We start from the raw sequence: 19,853 nt of genomic DNA, 5'->3' as shown, positions 1-19,853 counted from the left end.
TGACGCGGCGGCCCCATGCATCATCCCCGCGCCCTCCAACGCGCAGGGGATGCGCCGCGGCAGGTCTGCACGTCACTCGCGGCGCAGCACGAAGAAGAACGGCGCGCGCACCCCCTTGAGGTCCATCACCCCCAGCACGGTGCGCTCGTCGACCTTCCGGAACACGTCGTTGATGGGCAGGTTGTCGTACTGCATGGTGGCGCTGGTGACGCCGCGGTAGGTGGTGGCGCGCAGGCGCGCGGCGGACTGCTTGGTGGAGACCAGCCCGATCAGCGCGCGGAACGCGCTGCCGGCCGCGTCCGACTTCAGCGCGGGCATGCGCTCCAGCATGCCCAGCGAGGGCAGGGTCATGAGCGGGTTCACGTGGGTGAGGCTCCCATCACGGCGCGCGAACACGAGCGGGTGCACGTGCTCGGCCGAGTCGAAGCGCTTGCCGTGCCAGTGGTAGCGCTCGAGCACGCCGTCCAGCGGATGCCCCGTGGGAAACCCCGCGCCCTTCCAGGCGCCCAGCATGAAGTCCACCTCGACGGCGGGCAGGCTGTCGAACAGCGCTAGCGCTTCCTCCTGCGACACGCGACCGCGCGCGACGGCCTCCGCGAAGCTGAGCGGCTTGGTGGCGCTGGTGGATGCGGCGGGGACGTCCTTCTTGGTCTCGATGGGATTCGGCATGGGCGTTCTCTCCGTGCGGTCAGGCGGCCGACGCCGCGCCGGTGTTGGGGCGTCTGTGAGCGGGGGCGCCGTGGCGCTCGCCGTAGGGAATGTACTTCAGGCGCTCGTCCCCGATCAGGTCGGCCACCGAGCGCAGCTGCAGCGCACGCCCGTGGCGGATGGCGCGCTCGTGCAGCGCAGGCACGTGCTGACGGACGGTCTCGACGGCGAAGCGCGCCGAGCTCAGCGCGAGCAGCGCCGGGTAGAGCGGCGCCTTGGGCAGTCCGATGTCGTCCACCGCCTCGTTCCCCAACGTCAGCCGCGACACGGCGGTCTGGTAGCGCGTGTGCACCCGCGCCAGGGCGCGCTCGAGCGGGGTCTCGGCCAGGCGCAGCGGCATCTCGTGCAGCGCGCGGGCGAGGGCGCGGCTGTCCTCGTCGGCGTGCGGGTTGGTCAGCGCGTGGATCACCATGTGGCGCAGCCCCGCGGGGTAGTCGTGCGCCAAGAGCGCGTCGTCCACGCCCATGATCACGCTCACGTAGCGCCACAGGTGCATCACCGCGTCGCGCTCCGCGCGCGTGAAGCGGAAGCCGAGCGCCGTCAGCCCGGTGATGAAGATGGCCGAGAACTCGAGGTGCGTGCCGGCCATGTCGCTCTGGTTGATGGGCACGCCCCAGGCGCGCTCGTCCCAGTCGGCCCGGCACGCGAGCGAGCGGCGCACCATGGTGTGCATCAGCCGCACGCGGCATGCGCTGCGGAAGCCCGCCGAGAAGCGACCCATCGAGGGCGACTGGTAGACGTCCATCACGAAGCGCGAGGTCTCTGCGATGCGCCGCACCACCATGCGGTCGAGCGCCCCCGTCATCGAGAGGGGCTTCACGGCGGCGCTGCTGCGGTAGCCGCCCATCAGCGCCATGGCGCTCAGGATGTCGCCACCCGCGGGGCCCGCCCGCCAGGCCGTGTCGCAGCCCAGCCGCAGCGCGTCGTGGTCCAGCCACTCGGGCTCGCGCTCGAGCGGCTCGAACCAGCGCACCAGGCTCTCGGGGGCGTCGGGCACGGCGCGCAGCCCGCCCTCGACCGCGCGCTCGAACAGCTCGCGCCCCTTGCCGGGCTTCTGCTCGGCCGCCCACGCGACGAACGCGTCGGCCACGTCGTCGCCGCGCATCAGCCCCTTGCGCACGCGCGCCACCTCGGGGCCGTCCGGGTCGATGCGCACGCCCAGCAGGCGGCACATGCGCGCGTGGCCGGCGGGCGGGTCGGACAGGCGGTGGCCCTGCCAGCGTGAGGGCGTGGGGGTAGCGTCGTCGGTCATCGTCCGAGTATAATCCGAGCAAAGGCTCAGCTTTACTCGGATCCGGCGTCGTCTCCTCGTCGCACCGTCCACAACCACCCTGGTTTCCCGCATGCGCCATGATTTCAGCCCCAAGAAGCTGCCCCGGCAGGCGCGCTCGCGCGTGACCTTCGACGCCATCGTCGAGGCCTGTGCTCGGCTTCTGGTGGAGCGAGGCTACGGCGCCGTCACCACGAACCACATCGCGGAGGCGGCCGGCGTCAGCATCGGCTCCCTGTACGAATACTTCGGCGACAAGGACGCCGTGGTCCACGAGGTGGTGCGGCAGACGACGGAGGGCTTCGTGGCCGACGCCGAGCGCCCCATCGCGGAGCTGGTGGGTACGCCCGTGGACTTCGCCATTCGCAGCTGGCTCGCCGCGCTGCTCGCCGCTCTGCGCTCACGCGAGGGGCTGCTGCGCGCCATCGCCGCCGAGGTCCCGTCGTCCATCCGCGAGCCGCACCGCGAAGCGGCCTGGGAGCGCCACCTCACGCTGGCCCGCGGCGCGTACCGCATGGCAGGCGACGGCGTGCGACAGGACCGCGCCGAGGAGGTGTCGTTCCTAGTGGTGACGCTGGTAGACGCCGCGCTCACCCGGTTGGTGCTCGCGCCCCCGCCCGACGTCGACGCCGACGTGGTGCTCGACGAGCTGGCGTGCCGCGTGGTCGAGTGGGTCTCGCCGCGCGTGGACAGCCGGTGACGCTGATGGCGATAGGGGGGCACCAGGCTGAAGCCAGGTGCCCTCCATACCATCGCCCACCAGCTCGACTCAGCGCGCCGTGTGCCGGTCGCGCGCGTACAGCGCCTCCACGTAGCGCCACAGCGGGCGGTCGCGGTAGCGCGCCACGAACGGCAGCAGCGCGTCCACGTGCGCGTGGCGTGACCACGGGAAGGGGTGCTGCGCGGGCCCCACTAGCGGCGAGAGCAGGCTGGCCACGGTGATGTCCGCCCGCGTCAGGCGGTCCTCGTAGAGGTAGGGGCGGTCGCCCAGCTGCGCTTCGAGCTCCACCCACAGCGCCTCGAACGCTTGCTCGGCCACGGCCACGTCGTCTGGATACAGGCGATAGGCTTGCGTCACGCGCTTCGCGAGCACCGGGAACACGCCGTGCAGCACGGGCTTCGCCCACCACGCGCCGTCCTCGGCCCACAGCGGGATGACGCCGTCGCGCGTCATCATGCTCGCGTAGAAGATGCGTCGCAGCCCCTCGCCCAGGTCGAGGTCCGCGCGCTTCACCAGGTCCTCCCAGCCCGCGTCGCGGGGCGTGAGCCCGGGGCCGCCGTGGCGCTCGTCCAGGTGCGCGATGATGCGGTCCGAGCCCTGGATGGGAGTCTGCCCCGTGCCCTCGAGCACCGGCACCGTGGTGCGACGCACCCCCAGGCGCTTCATCGTCAGCATGTGCGGCCCGGGCACCAGCTTGACCAGCTCGTAGTCGAGCCCGTGGTAGTCGCAGGCCCAGCGGGCCTTCTCGCTGAAGTGGCTGATGGGGAAGATGTAGAGCTTCACGAACTGGTCGTGCCATGGGCGCGTGGGGGGCGCCATGCCTCGGCGCGCCCGTGGTTGCCCCCAAGACGCGACGACGTTCGAGGCGTCGATCCCACGGTTGCGTGTTTCGCAGGGGCGGGCGACCATCTCGGGGAGAGCAGCGTGCAGGAACGGTGGCGTTGCACGGTGATTCCAGGCGATCCGACACGGCTCACAGAAAGGCTCAGGGCAAACTCCATGATGGTCTACCTCTCCTCACTCGTGCGCGTGACGAAGGTCGCGGCGGGATGCTTCGCGTTCGGCGTCGCAGCCATTGGCTGCGGTGACGATGGCGGGACATTCGCAACCAACAACTGCTCGGACTTCGACACCGCCAACTGTGTCGAGATCGAGGGAGGGGACGCTGCTGGCTTGCTCGCCGCGGCGAATGCGCTCGAGGACGACACCACCATCATCCTAGGGCCTGGCACCTTCATGATGGACAACCAGGTCACGATCCGCGACGCGGATGGCGTCCGCCTCGTCGGCCAGGGTATGGACGAGACCGTGCTCGTCTTCACCGGGAACGCCGCGCAGTCCAACGGCATCGACGTGGTCTCGGACGACTTTCTGGTGCAAGACCTGCACGTGCTCGACGCGCCAAAGGACGGCATTCGCGTGGAGGCCAGCACGGGTGTGACCTTCCGGCGCATCCGCTCCAGCTGGACCAACCCCGGGCGCAGCACGAACGGTGCGTACGGCATCTATCCCGTGCGATGCTTCGACGTGCTGGTGGAGGACAGCGAGGCGGTCAACGCCTCCGACGCTGGTCTCTACGTGGGCCAGTGCCATCGCGTGGTGGTGCGCAGGAACACCGTCACCAACAACGTGGCGGGGCTCGAGATCGAGAACACCGAGTACGCGGACGTGTACGAGAACCACGCCGAGGGCAACACCATGGGCTTCCTCGTCTACGACCTGCCGGGCAACCCGGTCGTCGGGCGCGACGTACACATCCACGACAACACCGCGCGAGGAAACAATGGCCGCAACTTCTCGCCGGGCGGCACGGTCTCGCTGGTGCCGGCGGGCCTCGGGCTCGTCATCGCGTCCTCGCGCCGGGTCATCGTCGAGGGCAACACCTTCGACGCCAACTTCGCGCAGGACATCGCCATCGCGAGCGGCCTGCTGATCGAGCAGTCCGAGGCCGCGTGGGAGCTCACCCCCGCGAACATCGTGGGCGACTTCGCCGAGCTGGGTCTGCCTGCCGGGGCCACCCCTGGGACGGTCGTGAACTTCGCCGTCACGGACATCGTCGTCCGCAACAACACGCACATCCGCACGCAGACGCGCCACGACATCGTGCGCCAGCTCGGCGCGCTCATCTCGGGCGCGTACGCTGGGGCGACGCCGGCCGCGGTCCTCTATGATGGCCTGGGCGAGTCCATGTTCAACGCCGCGGACGGGTCCATGACCTCCAACGACGCCAACATCTGCGTGGGCGAGAACGGCTCCACCTTCGTCAACATCGACGTCGAGAGCCAGGCCGCCGCGCCCCCGTTCGCGCCCATCTTGTACCTAGAGAGCGACGAGCTGTTCGCGTACGGCTGCACGAGCTTTTCACCGGCGCTGGTCCCGGTGGAGCTGTAGGGCGGGCGCGGCGTCATTCCGCGTCCGCCGATCCTGGATGAGTGAGTTGGACATGGTGACGCCTCCTGCCCCCGAGCCGTTCAAGGTGTGGACCAACGACCGTGGGGAAGAGGGCTTCCTCCACGGGACCAAGGCCGACTTGAAGCCAGGCGACCTCGTCGAGCCCGGTCGTCGATCGAACTACGGCAACCGGGACAGCGCCGCGTTCGTCTACTTCACCGCGACGCTGGATGCGGCCACGTGGGGCGCCGAGCTGGCGATCGGCGATGGCCGGGGTCGCATCTACATCGTCGAACCCACGGGTCCAGTCGAGGATGACCCGAACCTCACGGACAAGAAGTTCCCCGGCAACCCAACCAGGTCGTACCGGTCGCGGGCTCCACTGCGGGTCACTGGCGAAGTCACCGACTGGAAGGGGCACGCGCCCGAACAGCTCCAGGCAATGACGGACGGTCTTGCGCGCCTCGCGGCAGAAGGCGTCGAGGCGATCAACGAGTAGCCCTCACACCCCCATCCATCGTTTCGATGATGCCGCGGACGGTCGCTGCCGTGAGCAAGGAGCCAGTGACCGTTCGTCCATCCTGGCTGGGACGTCGTGATCCACATAGGCTGTGAGGATGCGGAGACGAATGAGGAGAGGCGTGTGCCAGGTCGCGCTCGGGTTCGTTTGGCTCGCGGCGTCCATGGTCGCGGTCGGCTGCGATCAACCACCCGCCGCGGACTGCGCGGTGGTCCCTGCGGTACGTCAGCGCTTCGAGCCCATGGCGCGCTGTCGAGGGACGGAGGTGCCCAGGACCTTGGGCTACGCCTGGAATGGGTATGCATGCGAGCCCGTGCTGGACGGCGGGTGCTACGCCGGCTGCGAGGGGTCCGACTGTGACGCGCTCTACGAGAGCCGCGGACGCTGCGAGCACGCGCATGCATCCTGCGAACCGACCTGTGAGGCACGCCCGGTGTTGCAAGTGCGGGATGAAGTGCCTGCGTACCCCATCTGCCGCCATGCCGGTCAGCTCGGGCCCCCAGTGCCCGCGACGTTCGAGAGCTGCGACGAGGACGACGACTGCCGCGATGGTGTCAACGGGCAGTGCGCACACAGCCATCAAGACCTGGTCAGCTCACGGGGCTGTGTCTACGACGAGTGTTTCACCGACGACGACTGCCTCGCGGGGCACGCGTGTGCGCCCATCGTCGGTTCGCTCCCGACGGTCCCCTTTGCCGGCAACCTCCACTGCATCACGGCGAACTGTCGGAGCAACGCGGACTGTGCCGCAGACCAGTCGTGCAACCTCCACCAGGAGCTGGGCTCGGGTGCGTTCTCGCCGACGCCTTCGAACTTCAGCTACGTCTGTGGCCCGCCACGTTGCCCGGATGACACGCCGGTGCTGAGCTACCGGGTCTCGTCGCTGATGATTCCGTCGCGCGAGGACGCGCTCGTCGGCGCGGTAGGCTTGGACCTCGATGGCGTGGACGACGCGTGCGGTCACGCCGACTACCCGGGCGGTGTCGACAACGCGTTCGTCGAGCTGCAAGCTCAGCTACGCGATCAGACGCCGCTCGACCTCGACGCCGAGCTGGACGCCGCCCTCCCGTGTCGAGAGGGGGACAGCGAGTGCGTCTCCCTCGGCGTCGTCATCGACGTCCGTACCTGCGGCGCCATCACCGACGTCTCGGTGCGTAGCGCCGCGGGCTCCGTCCTCGCTGGCCCGACGCGAGCGACCGTGGCCGACGGGGTGTTTCGCGTGCAGTTCGAGCACCTCGCCTTGGCCGTGCCCATCCGCGCTGACGAAGGAACCACCATGCTCGCGTTGCCGCTGCGGGACGCGGTGATCTCGGGACGACAAGGCCCCGCGGGCATCTCGGAGCTCGTCCTGGCCGGCACCCTCGTCCACTACCGCTTGAGAAACGCGCTGCAGGTACTGCTGGGGCAGCTCGACCACGCGGACCTGCAGCCCACCGTGGACGCCATCGTCGCTGGCTTGCGCGACGTGGACATCCCTGACGAAGACCCCGCGTGCTCCGGGATCTCGCTCGGCCTGCTGGGCGCCGCGACGGTCGACCCATAGCAAACCACGCGGCCCGCAGCGCGCCTCACTCGCTGCGCTCTTGACTGAGCATCCTGTGCGCTAGACTGGGAGGGCGAGGACGCGTGGAGACGAGACTCATGACCATTCACAAGGCCCTCTTCAGTCTGGTCGTGGGCGCCAGTGTTGTCGTGATGGGTTGTGGGAACGCAGGGGCGTCCCTCGACAGCGGGACGGCCGACCATGCCGCCAGCGCTACGTGCGCCGTGAACAACGGCGGCTGCTCCATCACCCCCATGGTCCCGTGCGAAACCAGCAGCTCGGGCGAGGTGCTCTGCCTCGCCTGTCCCACGGGGTACGCGGGCAACGGGCGCACGTGCACCTCGATCGTCGAAACGGACGAGTGCGACCTGGGCACGCACAACTGCTCGCCGGACGCGACCTGCACGGATACGGCGGCGGCCTATACCTGCACGTGCCTGCCCAACTATGGCGGCGATGGGGTTGCCTGCGCTCACGGCTGCGGGGCCGATGTTGGCGACAGCGTGCGCTACAGACTGGACGCCTTGCTCATTCCCACGCCCGAGCAGGCGGAGGAGGGGAGCGTGGTCGGACACGACGTGGACCATGCTGGCGACCGCTGCGGGGTGCCGGACTTCGTTGGCTCAGTCGACAACGTTCTCATTGGACTCGCCACCGACCTGTTGGCGGTGGATGTCGTCGACCCGATCGACCTGCAGGAGGGGATCCGCGAGGGGCTTCAGCTCTTCGTGTCCGTCGGTGTGGGCACCAACTGTGTCGTGCTGCAGTGGGAGAACCAAGAAGGCGATCCTCTCGCGGTGGGCCAGTTCCTCGGCGTCCTGGATGGGAGCGGCCGCTTCCGAGCTCGGCGTCCCACTGTGGAGCTGATGCTTCCCTACGCGACGGGGACCGAGACCGTGAACCTCACCCTCGCGCTCACGAACGTCGTCGCCACCGGCATCGTCGGGGCGGACTCACTCACGGACGTGGTCATCAGCGGCGCGCTCGAACGCTCGTCGTTGGAGGCGGCGGTCATGGAGCTGCTGGCGACACGGCAGGATGACGTCACCTTCGACGACATCGAGCCGCTGCTGGAGGCACGGTACGACGTGCAGGTTGACGGTCAGTGCACGGCGCTCTCGTTCGGACTCACGGCCACCGCCACGCGCGTTGCCCCTTGAGGGGTCTCCCCCGCTGCTACTCCACGACGACATCGAACGTCACTCGATCGATCACGGCCCCACCAGGGTCTCGAATCGCGAGCTCGGCCGCGCTCGCCTCATCGGCGGAGTGAACGTCAACCGTCAGCACCGAGTAGACTGTCCCACCGCACATCGCATCAGGACTTTCTAGCCGTTGACTCCGCGATCCAGACCGGCACCAATGGGCAAGCTCCCAGTCTCCGAGAGTAACCCCCACTCCATCAGGTGAGCCGTCGAATGGGTCGTCAGAACGGACCGCGATGTGCCAAGTCGTACGTGTTGGCATCTCAGGAGGCACGGTGCATTGCGACGGGCAGTCAGCCGAGTCGAAACGACTGAAGGAGAGGACACCGTTTTCACCTCGCGTCTCTTCAAGCGCCGGACACGCGACAAGGAATAGAGACAGCCCGATTCCTAGCCGTCGTCGCACGTGCATCGCCGGGGGGTGACTGAGTGGGATGTTCACGTGGATGCTGTGCTTGGGTCTCTCGTTCCCGGGGCGCTCATGCCGAAAGTCTGAGCGAGGGCGGTGGGCGGTTCAAGGCACGTGAAGAGGCGGTCTGGGCTCGCTAGGGCCCGCGCCCACGACGCACGGGCATTTCGTAGCCGCTGACGGAAGAAGAAAACCCCTTGGTGCAATGCACCAAGGGGCTGGGTGGGTCATCTCGGACTTGAACCGAGAGCCAACGGATTAAGAATCCGCTGCTCTACCGATTGAGCTAATGACCCGAAAGGGATGGGGCACACCCGGTAGGAGTCGAACCTACGACCTGCGGATTCGAAGTCCGACGCTCTATCCAGCTGAGCTACGGGTGCAATCGCGAGGTCGCGTCTCGGTCTCCGGGAAGGCCGAGGCGCCACCACGTGAAGCGAAAGTTAAGCGATGTCAAGGAAAAGTTGCCGAGGGGTCTCGGCGGGTTTCTGGGGTGAGTGACGGGACTTGAACCCGCGACACCCGGAGCCACAATCCAGTGCTCTACCACTGAGCTACACCCACCAGAAGGGAGGACGGCGCGGACTATAGCGGCGGATGACGACTTGGCAAGTCCTATCCCGCCCCCTTCCGTTCACCCCGCTGTGACACGCGCCGTGGGCGTCACCACGCACCCGTTTTGGTAGCGGCGCCGCGCCCACTCGGCCATGCCGATGCCCGCGGACACGGCGATCGGGTAGCTGTGGTTGATGCCGTACATGGGGATGGCCACGACCTGCTGCGCCGCGTCCAGCACCTCACGCGCGCAGCCGTCGTCCTCGTTGCCGAAGACCAGCACCGCGTCCTCGGGCAGCTCGGCCTCCCACAGCCCCACGTTGGACGCGTCCTTCTCGAACGCGACGATGGGCCAGCCCTCCTGCCGCGCCTTGTCGACGAAGGCTTGGCTGCTGGGGATCTCCACGATGTTCTCGTAGCGCTGCATGCCCATGGCCGCGCGTGGGTACCAGGGCTCGGAGCCGATGAGGATGATCTCGCGCGCCAGGAAGGAGTGCGCCGTGCGGATGATCGCGCCGATGTTGAACGGGTTCTTCGCGCGGTCGATGGCGACGCGGAACGGGTGCCGGATGGTGTCCAGCGTGTCGCGGATCTCACTGCGCGGCATGTCGAAGGGGGGGACGTGCGCCATAAGCTCCTTGGGGGGGGTGGGGGGCTATTCGCTCGTGGTGTGGTGATCCAAGACTACGATCTTCTGCCAGATCTTGCGTTGCAGGCCGATCGTCATCTGCTCGAGGTCGGTCACGGCCTCGACCGCCTCCTCGTCGTCGAAGCCCTCGCAGTAGAGGGCGGCGATCTTCCCGACGAGGCTGAGCATCTCCGTGCAGTAGTCGAGGTAGCGGTTGAGCTGGAAGGGGCTCATGCGCCGCACGGGCGAGCTCTCCGTGCTGGTGTAGTCCGCCTCGAGCGCGTCGGGGTTCTTGGTGAGCTGGTGGACGTCCACCAGGTGCGCGAGGGTCCGCAGCTGCTGCACGGCCTGGAACACCTTGGCGCGCTTGGCGCGGCGCTCCACCGAGAAGAGGAAGAAGATGGCGGCGCCGAGCAGCACCAGGTCGTTCACGCCGGCCTCCGCCACCTGCACCAGCTCGGGCAGCCCGAAGGTCGCGCTCTGGTGCCCCGCGCGCACGGTGGCCACCACGGCCGCAACGCTGACGACCACGATGAGCGTGACCACCGCCACGCTGAGCGCGCGCAGCTTCATGTTGGGGCGCTCGATCCACTCGCTGGTCTCCTTGGCGTGCGAGGCCAACGTGACCAGCTCTTGGCTGACGCGTGACAGCCCGCTCTCCGGGAAGCGCTCGTGGATGCGGCGCGCCAGCAGCTCCGCGGTGCTCAGGATCTTGAGCGGGTCGAGACGGGTCAGCTCCGACATGGTGCCGGGACCATAGCACCGCGCCCGCCGGTGCAGCGGGCTCGCGAGCGCCGGCGGGCGCCACCCGGGTGGCGGCGGCGCGTGGGGTAGGAGGCGCGTCTGGGGCTCGGATCCGTGGTGATTCGTGGGCGCCGCGCGCGGGGCGAGGGTGGCACGCGGCGTGAAACAGGGGGGTGCATGGTCGCCATCGCACACGCAGGTTGCTTGATTGGGATCGACGCGCACCCCGTCCAGGTGGAGGTGCAGGTCGGCACGGGCTTGCCAGGCTTCGACATCGTGGGCCTGCCTGAGCGCGGCGTGCGTGAGAGCCGCGTGCGCGTGAAGTCGGCGCTGACGGCGGTGGGCTTCAAGCTGCCTCCGCGGGCGCTGGTGCTCAACCTCGCGCCGGGTGACCTGCGCAAGACGGGCGCGGGCTACGACCTGGCCATCGCCGTGGCGGTGCAGGCGGCCTGCGACGCGGTGGACCCACAGGCGCTGCGGGGCACGCTGCTGCTCGGGGAGCTGGCGCTCTCGGGGGCCATCCGGCCGGTGCGCGGCGTGCTGAGCCAGCTGCGCGGCGCGCGCGAGCGGGGGCTGCGGCGAGCCATCGTGCCCTTGGCCAACGCCGCGGAGGCCTCGCTCGCGACGGGCATCGACGTGTTCGTGGCCGAGCGCCTGGGCGACGTGGTGGGCTTCCTCAACGGCCACCGCAGCCTGCACACGGCCGAGTCGCGCGCGCTGCTGCCCGAGGGTGAGGTGCCCGAGGGGGCCGACATGGCGGACGTGCGCGGCCAGAGCGGGGCGCGGCGCGCGCTCGAGATCGCGGCGGCCGGCACGCACAACCTGCTGCTGCTGGGGCCGCCTGGGGGCGGCAAGACCATGCTCGCCCGGAGGCTCGTGACGCTGCTGCCCGAGCCCACCCCCGAGGAGGCCATGGAGATCGCCACCGTGGCGAGCGCGGCGGGCGCCTACACGGGCGCGTCGCAGGCGGCCGTGCGGCGCCCCTTCCGCGCGCCGCACCACACGGCCTCGGCGGCGGCGCTGATCGGCGGGGGCGACCCGGTGCAGCCCGGCGAGGTGACGCTGGCGCATGGTGGGGTGCTCTTCCTGGACGAGCTGCCCGAGTTCCGGCGCGACGTGATCGAGACGCTACGCACCACCATGGAGTCGGGGGCCGTGAGCATCGCGCGCGCCCGCTGCCGGGTGAGCATGCCGGCGGACCCGCTTGTGGTGGCCGCCATGAACCCGTGTCCGTGTGGCTTCGCGGGCGACGTGGAGCGCGTCTGCGCGTGCACCCCGGAGCAGGTGGCGCGCTACCGTGCGCGCGTCTCGGGGCCGCTGCTGGACCGCTTCGACATGCACGTCGATGTGCCCCGCGTGCGGGCGCGCGACCTGCGTGAAGCCGAGCTCGGCGAGCGCTCCATCACCATCCGCGAGCGCGTCTCGGTGGCGCGCGCGGGGGCTCTTGCGCCGCACGCAGACCTGGCCGAGCTGCACCGCCGGACCGACGCGCGCGGCGTGCAGCTGCTGGACCGCGCCGTGGCCAAGCTGGGGCTCTCGGCGCGCGGCTACGTGAAGGCGCTGCGCGTGGCGCACACCATCGCGCGCCTCGAAGGGCAGGACGTGGTGCAGGCCCCACACGTGGCGGAGGCCGTGCAGTACCGCCGGCTGGACCGCCGCGCGCCGTAGGTGGCCACGAGCGCTCGCATCTGCGGGCGCAGGGGAGGGCTCTGCCGCGCGTCAGCGTGAGCGACCCCCACGAGACTCGGCGTGTCCGCACAGGGCGGCGCGCGCGTGACCAGGAGACCAAGCAAGATGACCCTCAAAGACCGACTCAAAGCACTGGACCAGGCCCTCCGCGACGTGGAGAAGCAGTTCGGCAAAGGCTCGCTCATGCGCCTGGGCGAGCGCCCCGTGGTGAGCGTGCCCAGCATCTCCACGGGCTGCCCCTCGCTCGACGTGGCCCTCGGCAGCGGCGGCTACCCGCGCGGGCGCGTGGTGGAGATCTACGGCCCCGAGGCCAGCGGCAAGACCACCCTCACGCTGCACGCCATCGCGGAGTGTCAGCGCGCGGGCGGCGTCGCGGCCTTCATCGACGCGGAGCACGCGCTCGACACCAACTACGCGCGGGCGCTGGGCGTGGACGTGGACGCGCTGCTGGTGAGCCAGCCGGACAACGGCGAGCAGGCGCTCAACATCGCCGAGACCCTGGTGCGCAGCGGCGCGGTGGACCTCCTGGTGGTGGACTCGGTGGCGGCGTTGGTGCCGCAGGCCGAGATCGAGGGTGACATGGGCCAGAACCACGTGGGCCTGCAGGCGCGCCTCATGAGCCAGGCGCTGCGCAAGATCACGGGGGTGTGCCACGCGACCGACACCACCATCGTGTTCATCAACCAGCTGCGCATGAAGATCGGCGTCATGTTCGGCTCGCCCGAGACCACCACGGGCGGCAACGCGCTCAAGTACTACGCGTCGGTGCGCCTCGATGTGCGGCGCATCGGCTCGCTCAAGGCGGGGGACGACGTCATCGGCAACCGCACGCGCGTGAAGGTGGTGAAGAACAAGCTCGCGCCGCCGTTCCGCAACGTGGAGTTCGACATCCGCTACGGCACGGGCATCGACGCGGTGGGCGACCTGCTGGACACGGCCGCGGCGCTGGGCGTGGTCGAGAAGAACGGCGCCTACTTCTCGTTCGAAGGCACGTCGCTGGGTCAGGGGCGCGAGAAGGCGCGCGCCTCGCTGGTCGAGTCGAGCGAGCTGCACGCCAAGCTGCTCGCGGCGGTCTCGGCGCGCATCGCGCCTGCGTCCGCCTCGGCGGGCGGCAGCGGCGACGGTGACGGAAGCGGCAAGGCCGAGAAGGACCCGAAGGGCAAGAAGGCCGCCTGACGGGACGTCGTGGTGTCCTGCCGGCTCGGCTCGCGCGTGCGTGGGTCAGCCGAAGCCGCCGCAGGACCACTCGACGCCCACGCGCTCTACCCGCACGGCGCCGTCGCGCGCGTTGGCGCGGAGCTCGAGGCGGACCTCCACCGCACCTCCCATCGGCAACTCGAGATCCAGCGGCAGCTGGTCCGAGGGGAGCAGCAGGACGCGCTCGAAGGTCGCCGAGGGGAGGGCTTCGACCGTGGCGGCGTGGCGCAGCCAGACCTCGAGCGTGGCGTCGGCCCCGGCGACCCAGCCGACGTGCAGGCGCTCCCACTCGGTGGCCGCCGTGCCGCAGCCAGTGAAGACGTGCTGGGCCACGCCGAGGGGCGCGAACACGCCCGAGCGACGTGCTCCGCTGAGGTCCCCTTGAGCGCGGGGCAGCGTGCCGAGCGGCACGCTCGTGATGAACGCCCCCGTCGTGCCGTCGAGCGCGGTGGCCACCCCCTGTGGCTCACCGAAGGACGCCTGGCTGCTCACGAGCCACACGCGGCCCGCACCGTCTGCGGCCGCGCCGTTGGTCTCGATGGGCCCGCCCAAGTCCACGGTGCGGGCGACCCGCAGCGGGTCGAGGCCCAGCTGGGACGCGCGCCCATCCGTGTGCGCCACCCAGGCCTGCTCACCGAGCAGCGCGACGCCACGTGGGCTCTCTTCCGTTCCAACGCGTCGGTACACGTGCGCGAGCGGGTCGAAGTGCGTGACCTGGTCGCACGAGAAGCCCGACATCAACAGGCGCCCGTCCGCGTCGGACGCGAGCGCGTGCAGCAGGTAGCATGTCAGCGGCACCGCCTCGAGCGTGAGCTCGCTCGGCCTGGCTCGCGGCAGCGCGAGGAGATAGCCGTCGAGCGAGATGGCGTAGAGCGTGCCGAAGGGGTCGAAGGTGGCGTCGAACGGCTTGAAGCCCGGCGTCTCGATCCGCTCGCGCAGCGCGCCAGTCTCCCCGTCGAGGTGGAGCAGGGCTTCTGCCTCGTACAACCCCACCCACACGTCGCCGCCCGAGGGACTTCCCTCGAAGTTCGTCAGCGCGCCGTCGACCGCCAGCGCCCGCCCGACCTCGCCCGCGCCGCCCACGGGCACGGTGAACAGGACGCACTCGTCGTCCGCCAGGGCGACCGTGGGGTCGTCCGATGTCTCGATGGTGCCAGACGTATCCCGGTCGAGGCAGCGCGCGGGGTCGGTGGTGATCTTGCGCAGCGTGGAGACCCCACCGAACGCGCTGTTGAGGACGAAGGCGTCGCCTCGCCAGTCCACCGCCACGCGCGCAGGGTCCGCCCCCCCGCTCGGATAGAGCGCCACGGCCTGCGCGGAGGACACGTCGATGCGCGTCACCGTCCCGTCGCCCGTGTTGGGGATGAACAGCGAGTCCGAGCTCACGGGTGTGCGTGCGAGCGTCAGCCAGCCCTCGGGCGTGAGCGCCGTACCCGAAGTCGTGTCGCCCTCGAAGGGCGCGTCGCCCTCGCCCCACACGCTCCCCACGCAGGACGGGTCGCACCCGCCACACGGGCTGCCCACGCCGTCGTCCACGCGCCCGTCGCAGTCCTGGTCGTACCCGTCGCAGACCTCGGCCACGGGCGCGACGGAGCCACGGCACGCGCCCCAGAACCCGTTGGTGCACACGGCCGTCCCTGCCCGGCAGAGCCCCACGCCCTCGGTGCCCGGATCCCCCAGGTAGCACGCGCGGCTGGCCAGCACGACGCACGGGCAGCCTGTGGCCGTGGGGTCGGCGTCACAGTCCGGGGCCGGAATGGCCTCGCAGTCCACGTTGCGGTCCGCGTTGCGATCGTCGCAGTCGGGTTGCCCGCAGTGGCGCCCGAAGCCGTCGAAGTCCAGGTCGACGCACTCGCCCGAGCCGCAACCGGCCGCGGACAACGCCCACATCAGCAGGCACCCGCGCCAGGCAGACCAGCGCCGCGGATCATTGTGTCGCGAAGGTTCGATTACCCTGCTTGCCAGACGCACGGCAGGGCGTCCATACACCGCGTGCCGAGATGTTGTTGGTGAAAAAATGTGATTGAAACGCAATTGGCACTGTGCAATCAATGCACACCTCGGCGTGCGCACGCCTGCTCCCGCTCCCCCAACCCATCTCGAGGTGTCATGCGTTCAGTGCCCGCGATCCCCCTCTCCCGAATTCCCGTGCTGGCCTCGGCCGTGCTCCTGGCCTGCGCCACGCTGGGGACAGGGTGCGATGGCGGCATCATCGTCCAGGTTGACGGTGGCGCGGACGCCGGCGGTGATCAGGGGGTCGACCTCGGCGCCATGGACGCGGGCATGGATGCTGGCCAGAGCGCCAGCTGTGAGGTGGACAACGGGGGATGTGATGCGCTCGTCACGTGCACCATGGAGGACGACGACGTGCTGTGCGGTGCGTGCCCGAGCGGCTACGCGGGCGACGGCGCCACGGGCTGCGACGACGTGAACGAGTGCGACACGGCGAACGGCGGGTGCGCGCAGCAGTGTACGAACGACGCGGGCGGGTTCACGTGCAGCTGCGGGAGCGGGTACGCGCTGAACGTGGACGGTCTGGGCTGTGACGACGTGAACGAGTGCGACACGGCGAACGGTGGGTGCGCGCAGCAGTGTACGAACGACGTGGGCGGGTTCACGTGCAGCTGCGGGAGCGGGTACCTGCTGAACGTGGACGGACTGGGCTGTGACGACGTGAACGAGTGCGACACGGCGAACGGCGGGTGCGACCTCAACGCTGCATGCGCGAACAACCTCGGCGCGCCGCCCACGTGCACCTGCAACGTCGGCTACGGCGGGGACGGCACCACCTGCACCCTGCTGTGCGGCAACGGTGTTCTGGACGACGGCGAGGTGTGCGACGACGACGGGAACGAAGACGGCGACGGCTGCCGCGCCGACTGCCTGGGGCTCGAGGAGTGTGGTGACGGGTTGCTCGACGTCGACGAGGAGTGCGACGACGACAACGTCCTGGCGGGCGATGGCTGCCGTGCCGACTGCCGTGGCCTCGAGGAGTGCGGCGACGGCATCATCGATGCCATCACGGGCGAGCAGTGTGACGACGGGTCCGACATGGACGGCGACGGCTGCAGCGGTGTGTGCGAGTTCGAGTTCCCGTTCACGTCGGTCGCGGCTCAGGTGGTCAGCGGCATGCTGAGCTGCACCTCGGCAAGCTCCAATACCGGCCGCAAGATCGGCCTCGACGACGCAGGCGCCATCTACGTCGCGATGAAGTGCGGTGGCGCGGCGTACATCGCGAGCAGCACGGACCGCGGGGTCACCTATGCAGACCCGATCAACGTCGTCGCTGCCAACGTCATCGAGCTGGCCATCGAGGGCGGGCCGCCAGGGGTGGCCTGGGCCGTGGCCGTGCTGAGCGACACGACCCTGGTGCTGTCGCAGACGGCGGACTATGGCGCGACCTGGAGTGCGCCCGTCACCCTCGCGACCGGGTTGGTGAACGTTGGCTTCAGCATCGACTCCTTTGGGGACGCCGTCTACGTCACCGCGATCCGGCAGGCGAACACCATCGATGTCTTCCGCAACCTCACATCAGGGGTGGGCGCGTTCGAGTTCACCCGCGTGCCCCAGGCGAACTCGTTCCACGACATCATGGTGGACCGCGTGTCGGGCGCCGTCTGGCTCGGCTCCGACAACCCAGCGTTCCGCGTGCGCTCCAGCGTCGACCACGGCGTGACCTTCGGCGCAGAGTCGAACCCACCTGGTCAGGCCTTCTTTTCGGACTGGGCCGCGTCGAACGGGTTCCTCTACGTGGTCGGGACGAACGGAGACACCAACGTCGACGTCATCCCCCTCTCCGCCCCCGGCACGAGCACGCAGGCCGAGGGGCTCCCGTCGGGTGTCGCCTTCGCGCAGGTGCGCGCCATCGACGCCGACGCGCTCGGGAACGCCTACGTCGTCTCGCAGCTCTCCTCGGGCGCCGTCCAGCTCGACCGGCTGGTGACGGGCGGGAGCGCGGTCGCCGCTGCGGACCTCCGGGCCGTCGCGGTCACGGGGAACGCACCCGGCGTGGCGGGGCTTCCGTCCAACAACGGCGCGGCCGTCGTGTACACCAACGGTACGAGCGTCTACGCGGCCATCGTCGTGTACTGAACCGCCGGCGCCGCGCTTGTGGTCCGCCACGCGCGGTGCGACGCTCGCTCGATGGCAGGCGCGTGGAACATCCTTCGGTGCGGCGCGGGCTCGATGGGCGTCGCCCTCTTGGCGGTCGGCTTGGCGCTCGGCTTGGCGCTCGGCTGCGGCGCGGGGCCAGAGCCCGTCCTCACCGAGCCGCCGGGCGCCCAGGCGGAGCTCGTCGAGGCGCCGCCTGGTGATGGCGCTCCGTACGCGCTGCACGAGTGGGGTCTGCTCGATGCGCCCTTCGGCACGGACCAGGCCCAGGCGCTGGCCGGCGCGCTCCCCGTGGCCTCCGCCTCCGAGCCAGGGGCACGGATTCCGTCCATCGACCTGAGCGTCACGAACGTGGACAAGCCGGTGCTCTACTTCCACCTGGACGACGGCGCCGACGCGCTCTCGCTCGCGCTCACGGTCACGCCCTCGGGGGGGGGCCGCGTGCTGGAGCACTATCCGCAAGGCGTGCTCCTCGCCGAAGGGGGCCTCCGCTATGCCGGTGTGCGCGTGACGCGAGGCGACTGCACGGGGATCTACCCGGCGCCGAGCGCGCCCTGCAGCACGGCCGACGGTGTCTGCGAGGTGCGCGAGCTGGCGCGCTACGAGACGGACGACGCCGACTGCGTGCACGTGGGCGACGACGCCCTCGGCTTTCTCTTCTACCGGACGGGTCCCGCTCGCGCGACGCTGCCCCTCGAGGTCTCGGTCGCGACGGACACGGCAGTGCGCGTGACACAGCGCGCCCTCACGGACACCGGCGCGCCTCGCGTGGCGGGCTGGGTCATGCGCGTCTACCGCCCGGGCGACCGCTCGCAGACTCGAGCACGCGTGGTGGCGCTCGACGGCGAGGCACCCGCCGTGATCGAGCGAGCCGACGAGCATTCGCTCGGCGCGGAGCAGGCCGAGGCGCGCCTCGGAGCGGCGCTCGTGGCGGCAGGGCTCACGAACGAGGAGCGGGATGCCTTCCTGCGTGCCTGGAGTGCGCCCCTGTTCGGCACGCGCGACGAGGCGGACATGGTGGACGACGAGACGGAGCGCGACGGCGATGGCATCCGGGCGGAGACCATCGATGTACTGAGCGCCGACCGCGCTGGGTCACTGGGCATCGGCGCTGCGCAGGACGCGCTGCTCTACGTGCTGCCCCAGGCGAGCGTGGACGCGCTGTTGCCTTTGCGCGCGGAGCCCACCCCACGGGTCACCCGACGTGCGTTCGTAGTGCGCGTGAACCTGCTGGGCACGCATCCCCTGCACGTGACGGTGGCGCGTGCGTCGTCGCGTGGCCCTCTCAGCGCGGAGGTCGGGAGGCGCATCCTCCGCCAGCACGTGGCCGCGTTCGGTGCGTGTCTGGCGGGCGCTCGCGAACCGCACGAGACCACCCTCGCGATCGGCGTGAGCGCCGCGGGTCAGGTCACGAACGTCACGCTCGGCGGCGCCAGCTGGTCGCCCAACGTGCGGGCATGTCTCGAGGCAGCCGCACGCGCCGTGACGTTCCCTGCCGTGCCGGGGGCCAGCACCCTGGACGTCACGCTGCGGGGCGCGCCGCGTGGGTTCTGATACGGCGCCCGTGCTGGGCCGCGCGTTCCGGCTCGCCACGCTCGTCGCGCTCGGCGGATGGGTGGTCGTGCTGCTCTTTCCGTTCGTGCCGGCCCCCCTGCGCACGTGGCTGCTCGGGGGCGCGCTGTCGGCGCTGTGCGTGCTGTACCTGCTCCTGCTGGCGCTCGGCGGACGCTACGACACGCCCGACGGCAAGCCGCGCGGCAACTTCACGACGTTGCGCGGGGTCATCTCGCTCTTTCGCACGCCGCGTGTGGTGTTGGTCGGCTGGATCCACTTCCTGGCCTTCGACCTGTTCGTCGGCGCGTCCATCGCGTTCGATGCCGAGCGCGAGGGCCTGTCGCACGCGTGGCTGCTGCCCGTGTACGGGCTCACGTTCATGTACGGCCCCATTGGGCTGCTGGCATACATGGCGGTGCGGCTCGTCCTGGGCTGAGGGAGCCGCGCCTTGCGTCCCGTCACGGCGCCGCGCAAGGCCTGCGCGCCACGGGCACCCGGGCATGCGTGGGGACCGCTGGTCGACGGTGTCTGGATATCTGCGGGCGCTTCGAATCCCGCGCGCTCGCGCGCCGCGTTCCTCTGCCCCGGCCGGGCACGCTTGTTGCGATG

Annotated in this window: 16 protein-coding genes and 3 tRNA genes; 10 read left to right on the top strand and 9 right to left on the bottom strand. The window is 70.2% G+C overall.

Annotated elements, in window-relative coordinates:
* Positions 1-72 precede the first annotated feature (72 nt).
* Positions 73-669, bottom strand: a complete 597-nt coding sequence (locus tag H6726_07715) for a DUF4334 domain-containing protein (GenBank protein MCB9657516.1) — start codon at positions 667-669, stop codon at positions 73-75.
* Positions 670-688: 19 nt separating this feature from the next.
* Positions 689-1,960: a DUF2236 domain-containing protein gene (locus tag H6726_07710; GenBank protein ID MCB9657515.1), complete on the bottom strand. Its 1,272-nt coding sequence runs from the start codon at positions 1,958-1,960 to the stop codon at positions 689-691.
* A 91-nt stretch (positions 1,961-2,051) separates the two neighbouring features.
* Between H6726_07710 and H6726_07705 the strand changes: the two genes are divergently transcribed.
* Complete coding sequence (locus tag H6726_07705; GenBank protein ID MCB9657514.1) at positions 2,052-2,678, top strand: TetR/AcrR family transcriptional regulator; 627 nt, start codon at positions 2,052-2,054, stop codon at positions 2,676-2,678.
* 69 nt (positions 2,679-2,747) lie between these two features.
* On the opposite strand, the gene H6726_07700 is transcribed toward H6726_07705, so the two are convergent.
* On the bottom strand, positions 2,748-3,482 hold the full coding sequence (locus H6726_07700) for a glutathione S-transferase family protein (protein ID MCB9657513.1): 735 nt from the start codon (positions 3,480-3,482) through the stop codon (positions 2,748-2,750).
* Positions 3,483-3,698: 216 nt separating this feature from the next.
* Here H6726_07700 and H6726_07695 point away from each other — a divergent pair, with 216 nt between their 5' ends.
* From H6726_07695 to H6726_07680, 4 genes are all read left to right on the top strand, one after another.
* Positions 3,699-5,090, top strand: a complete 1,392-nt coding sequence (locus H6726_07695) for a right-handed parallel beta-helix repeat-containing protein (protein ID MCB9657512.1) — start codon at positions 3,699-3,701, stop codon at positions 5,088-5,090.
* A gap of 52 nt (positions 5,091-5,142) precedes the next feature.
* Complete coding sequence (gene arr, locus H6726_07690) at positions 5,143-5,589, top strand: NAD(+)--rifampin ADP-ribosyltransferase (protein ID MCB9657511.1); 447 nt, start codon at positions 5,143-5,145, stop codon at positions 5,587-5,589.
* A gap of 130 nt (positions 5,590-5,719) precedes the next feature.
* Positions 5,720-7,153 carry a hypothetical protein gene (locus H6726_07685; protein ID MCB9657510.1) on the top strand — a complete coding sequence of 478 codons (1,434 nt, stop codon included), beginning with the start codon at positions 5,720-5,722 and terminating at the stop codon, positions 7,151-7,153.
* Positions 7,154-7,251: 98 nt separating this feature from the next.
* Entirely contained in the window at positions 7,252-8,313 is a 1,062-nt protein-coding gene (locus H6726_07680; protein MCB9657509.1) for a hypothetical protein, read from the top strand.
* Between the two features lie 677 nt (positions 8,314-8,990).
* Here the strand turns inward: H6726_07680 and H6726_07675 are convergent.
* The 5 genes from H6726_07675 to H6726_07655 all read right to left on the bottom strand — a co-directional run bounded on the left by H6726_07675 (position 8,991) and on the right by H6726_07655 (position 10,694).
* Positions 8,991-9,063 (bottom strand) — tRNA-Lys (locus H6726_07675).
* A 13-nt stretch (positions 9,064-9,076) separates the two neighbouring features.
* Positions 9,077-9,150, bottom strand: a tRNA-Arg gene (locus H6726_07670).
* A gap of 106 nt (positions 9,151-9,256) precedes the next feature.
* Positions 9,257-9,331 (bottom strand) — tRNA-His (locus H6726_07665).
* Positions 9,332-9,401: 70 nt separating this feature from the next.
* Positions 9,402-9,953 (bottom strand): TrmH family RNA methyltransferase, encoded by a 552-nt coding sequence (locus tag H6726_07660; protein MCB9657508.1) that lies wholly within the window; start codon positions 9,951-9,953, stop codon positions 9,402-9,404.
* Positions 9,954-9,977: 24 nt separating this feature from the next.
* Positions 9,978-10,694, bottom strand: a complete 717-nt coding sequence (locus H6726_07655; protein MCB9657507.1) for a hypothetical protein — start codon at positions 10,692-10,694, stop codon at positions 9,978-9,980.
* Between the two features lie 177 nt (positions 10,695-10,871).
* On the opposite strand from H6726_07655, the gene H6726_07650 reads away from it, so the two are divergent.
* Complete coding sequence (locus tag H6726_07650; GenBank protein MCB9657506.1) at positions 10,872-12,362, top strand: YifB family Mg chelatase-like AAA ATPase; 1,491 nt, start codon at positions 10,872-10,874, stop codon at positions 12,360-12,362.
* A gap of 126 nt (positions 12,363-12,488) precedes the next feature.
* Positions 12,489-13,559: a recombinase RecA gene (recA, locus tag H6726_07645; GenBank protein ID MCB9657505.1), complete on the top strand. Its 1,071-nt coding sequence runs from the start codon at positions 12,489-12,491 to the stop codon at positions 13,557-13,559.
* Positions 13,560-13,604: 45 nt separating this feature from the next.
* On the opposite strand, the gene H6726_07640 is transcribed toward recA, so the two are convergent.
* Complete coding sequence (locus tag H6726_07640) at positions 13,605-15,470, bottom strand: hypothetical protein (protein MCB9657504.1); 1,866 nt, start codon at positions 15,468-15,470, stop codon at positions 13,605-13,607.
* Positions 15,471-15,698: 228 nt separating this feature from the next.
* Here H6726_07640 and H6726_07635 point away from each other — a divergent pair, with 228 nt between their 5' ends.
* Genes H6726_07635 through H6726_07625 form a run of 3 tightly spaced genes read left to right on the top strand, consistent with a single transcriptional unit; the run spans position 15,699 to position 19,680 of the window.
* A complete protein-coding gene (locus tag H6726_07635; protein ID MCB9657503.1) occupies positions 15,699-17,672 on the top strand; it encodes a hypothetical protein in 1,974 nt (657 codons plus the stop codon).
* A gap of 51 nt (positions 17,673-17,723) precedes the next feature.
* Positions 17,724-19,244 (top strand): hypothetical protein, encoded by a 1,521-nt coding sequence (locus tag H6726_07630; protein ID MCB9657502.1) that lies wholly within the window; start codon positions 17,724-17,726, stop codon positions 19,242-19,244.
* The gene (locus H6726_07625) at positions 19,234-19,680 is read left to right on the top strand and encodes a DUF4281 domain-containing protein (protein ID MCB9657501.1); all 447 of its coding nucleotides are present in this window, start codon (positions 19,234-19,236) and stop codon (positions 19,678-19,680) included. The genes H6726_07630 and H6726_07625 overlap by 11 nt, the downstream gene beginning before the upstream one ends.
* Positions 19,681-19,853 lie beyond the last annotated feature (173 nt).

It is taken from the genome of Sandaracinaceae bacterium (assembly GCA_020633055.1).
Classification (GTDB): Bacteria; Myxococcota_A; Polyangia; order Polyangiales; family Houyiibacteriaceae; genus JADJJE01.
The sequence above is the reverse complement of the archived record's forward strand: the minus strand, read 5'-3'. Positions and strand labels throughout refer to the sequence as shown.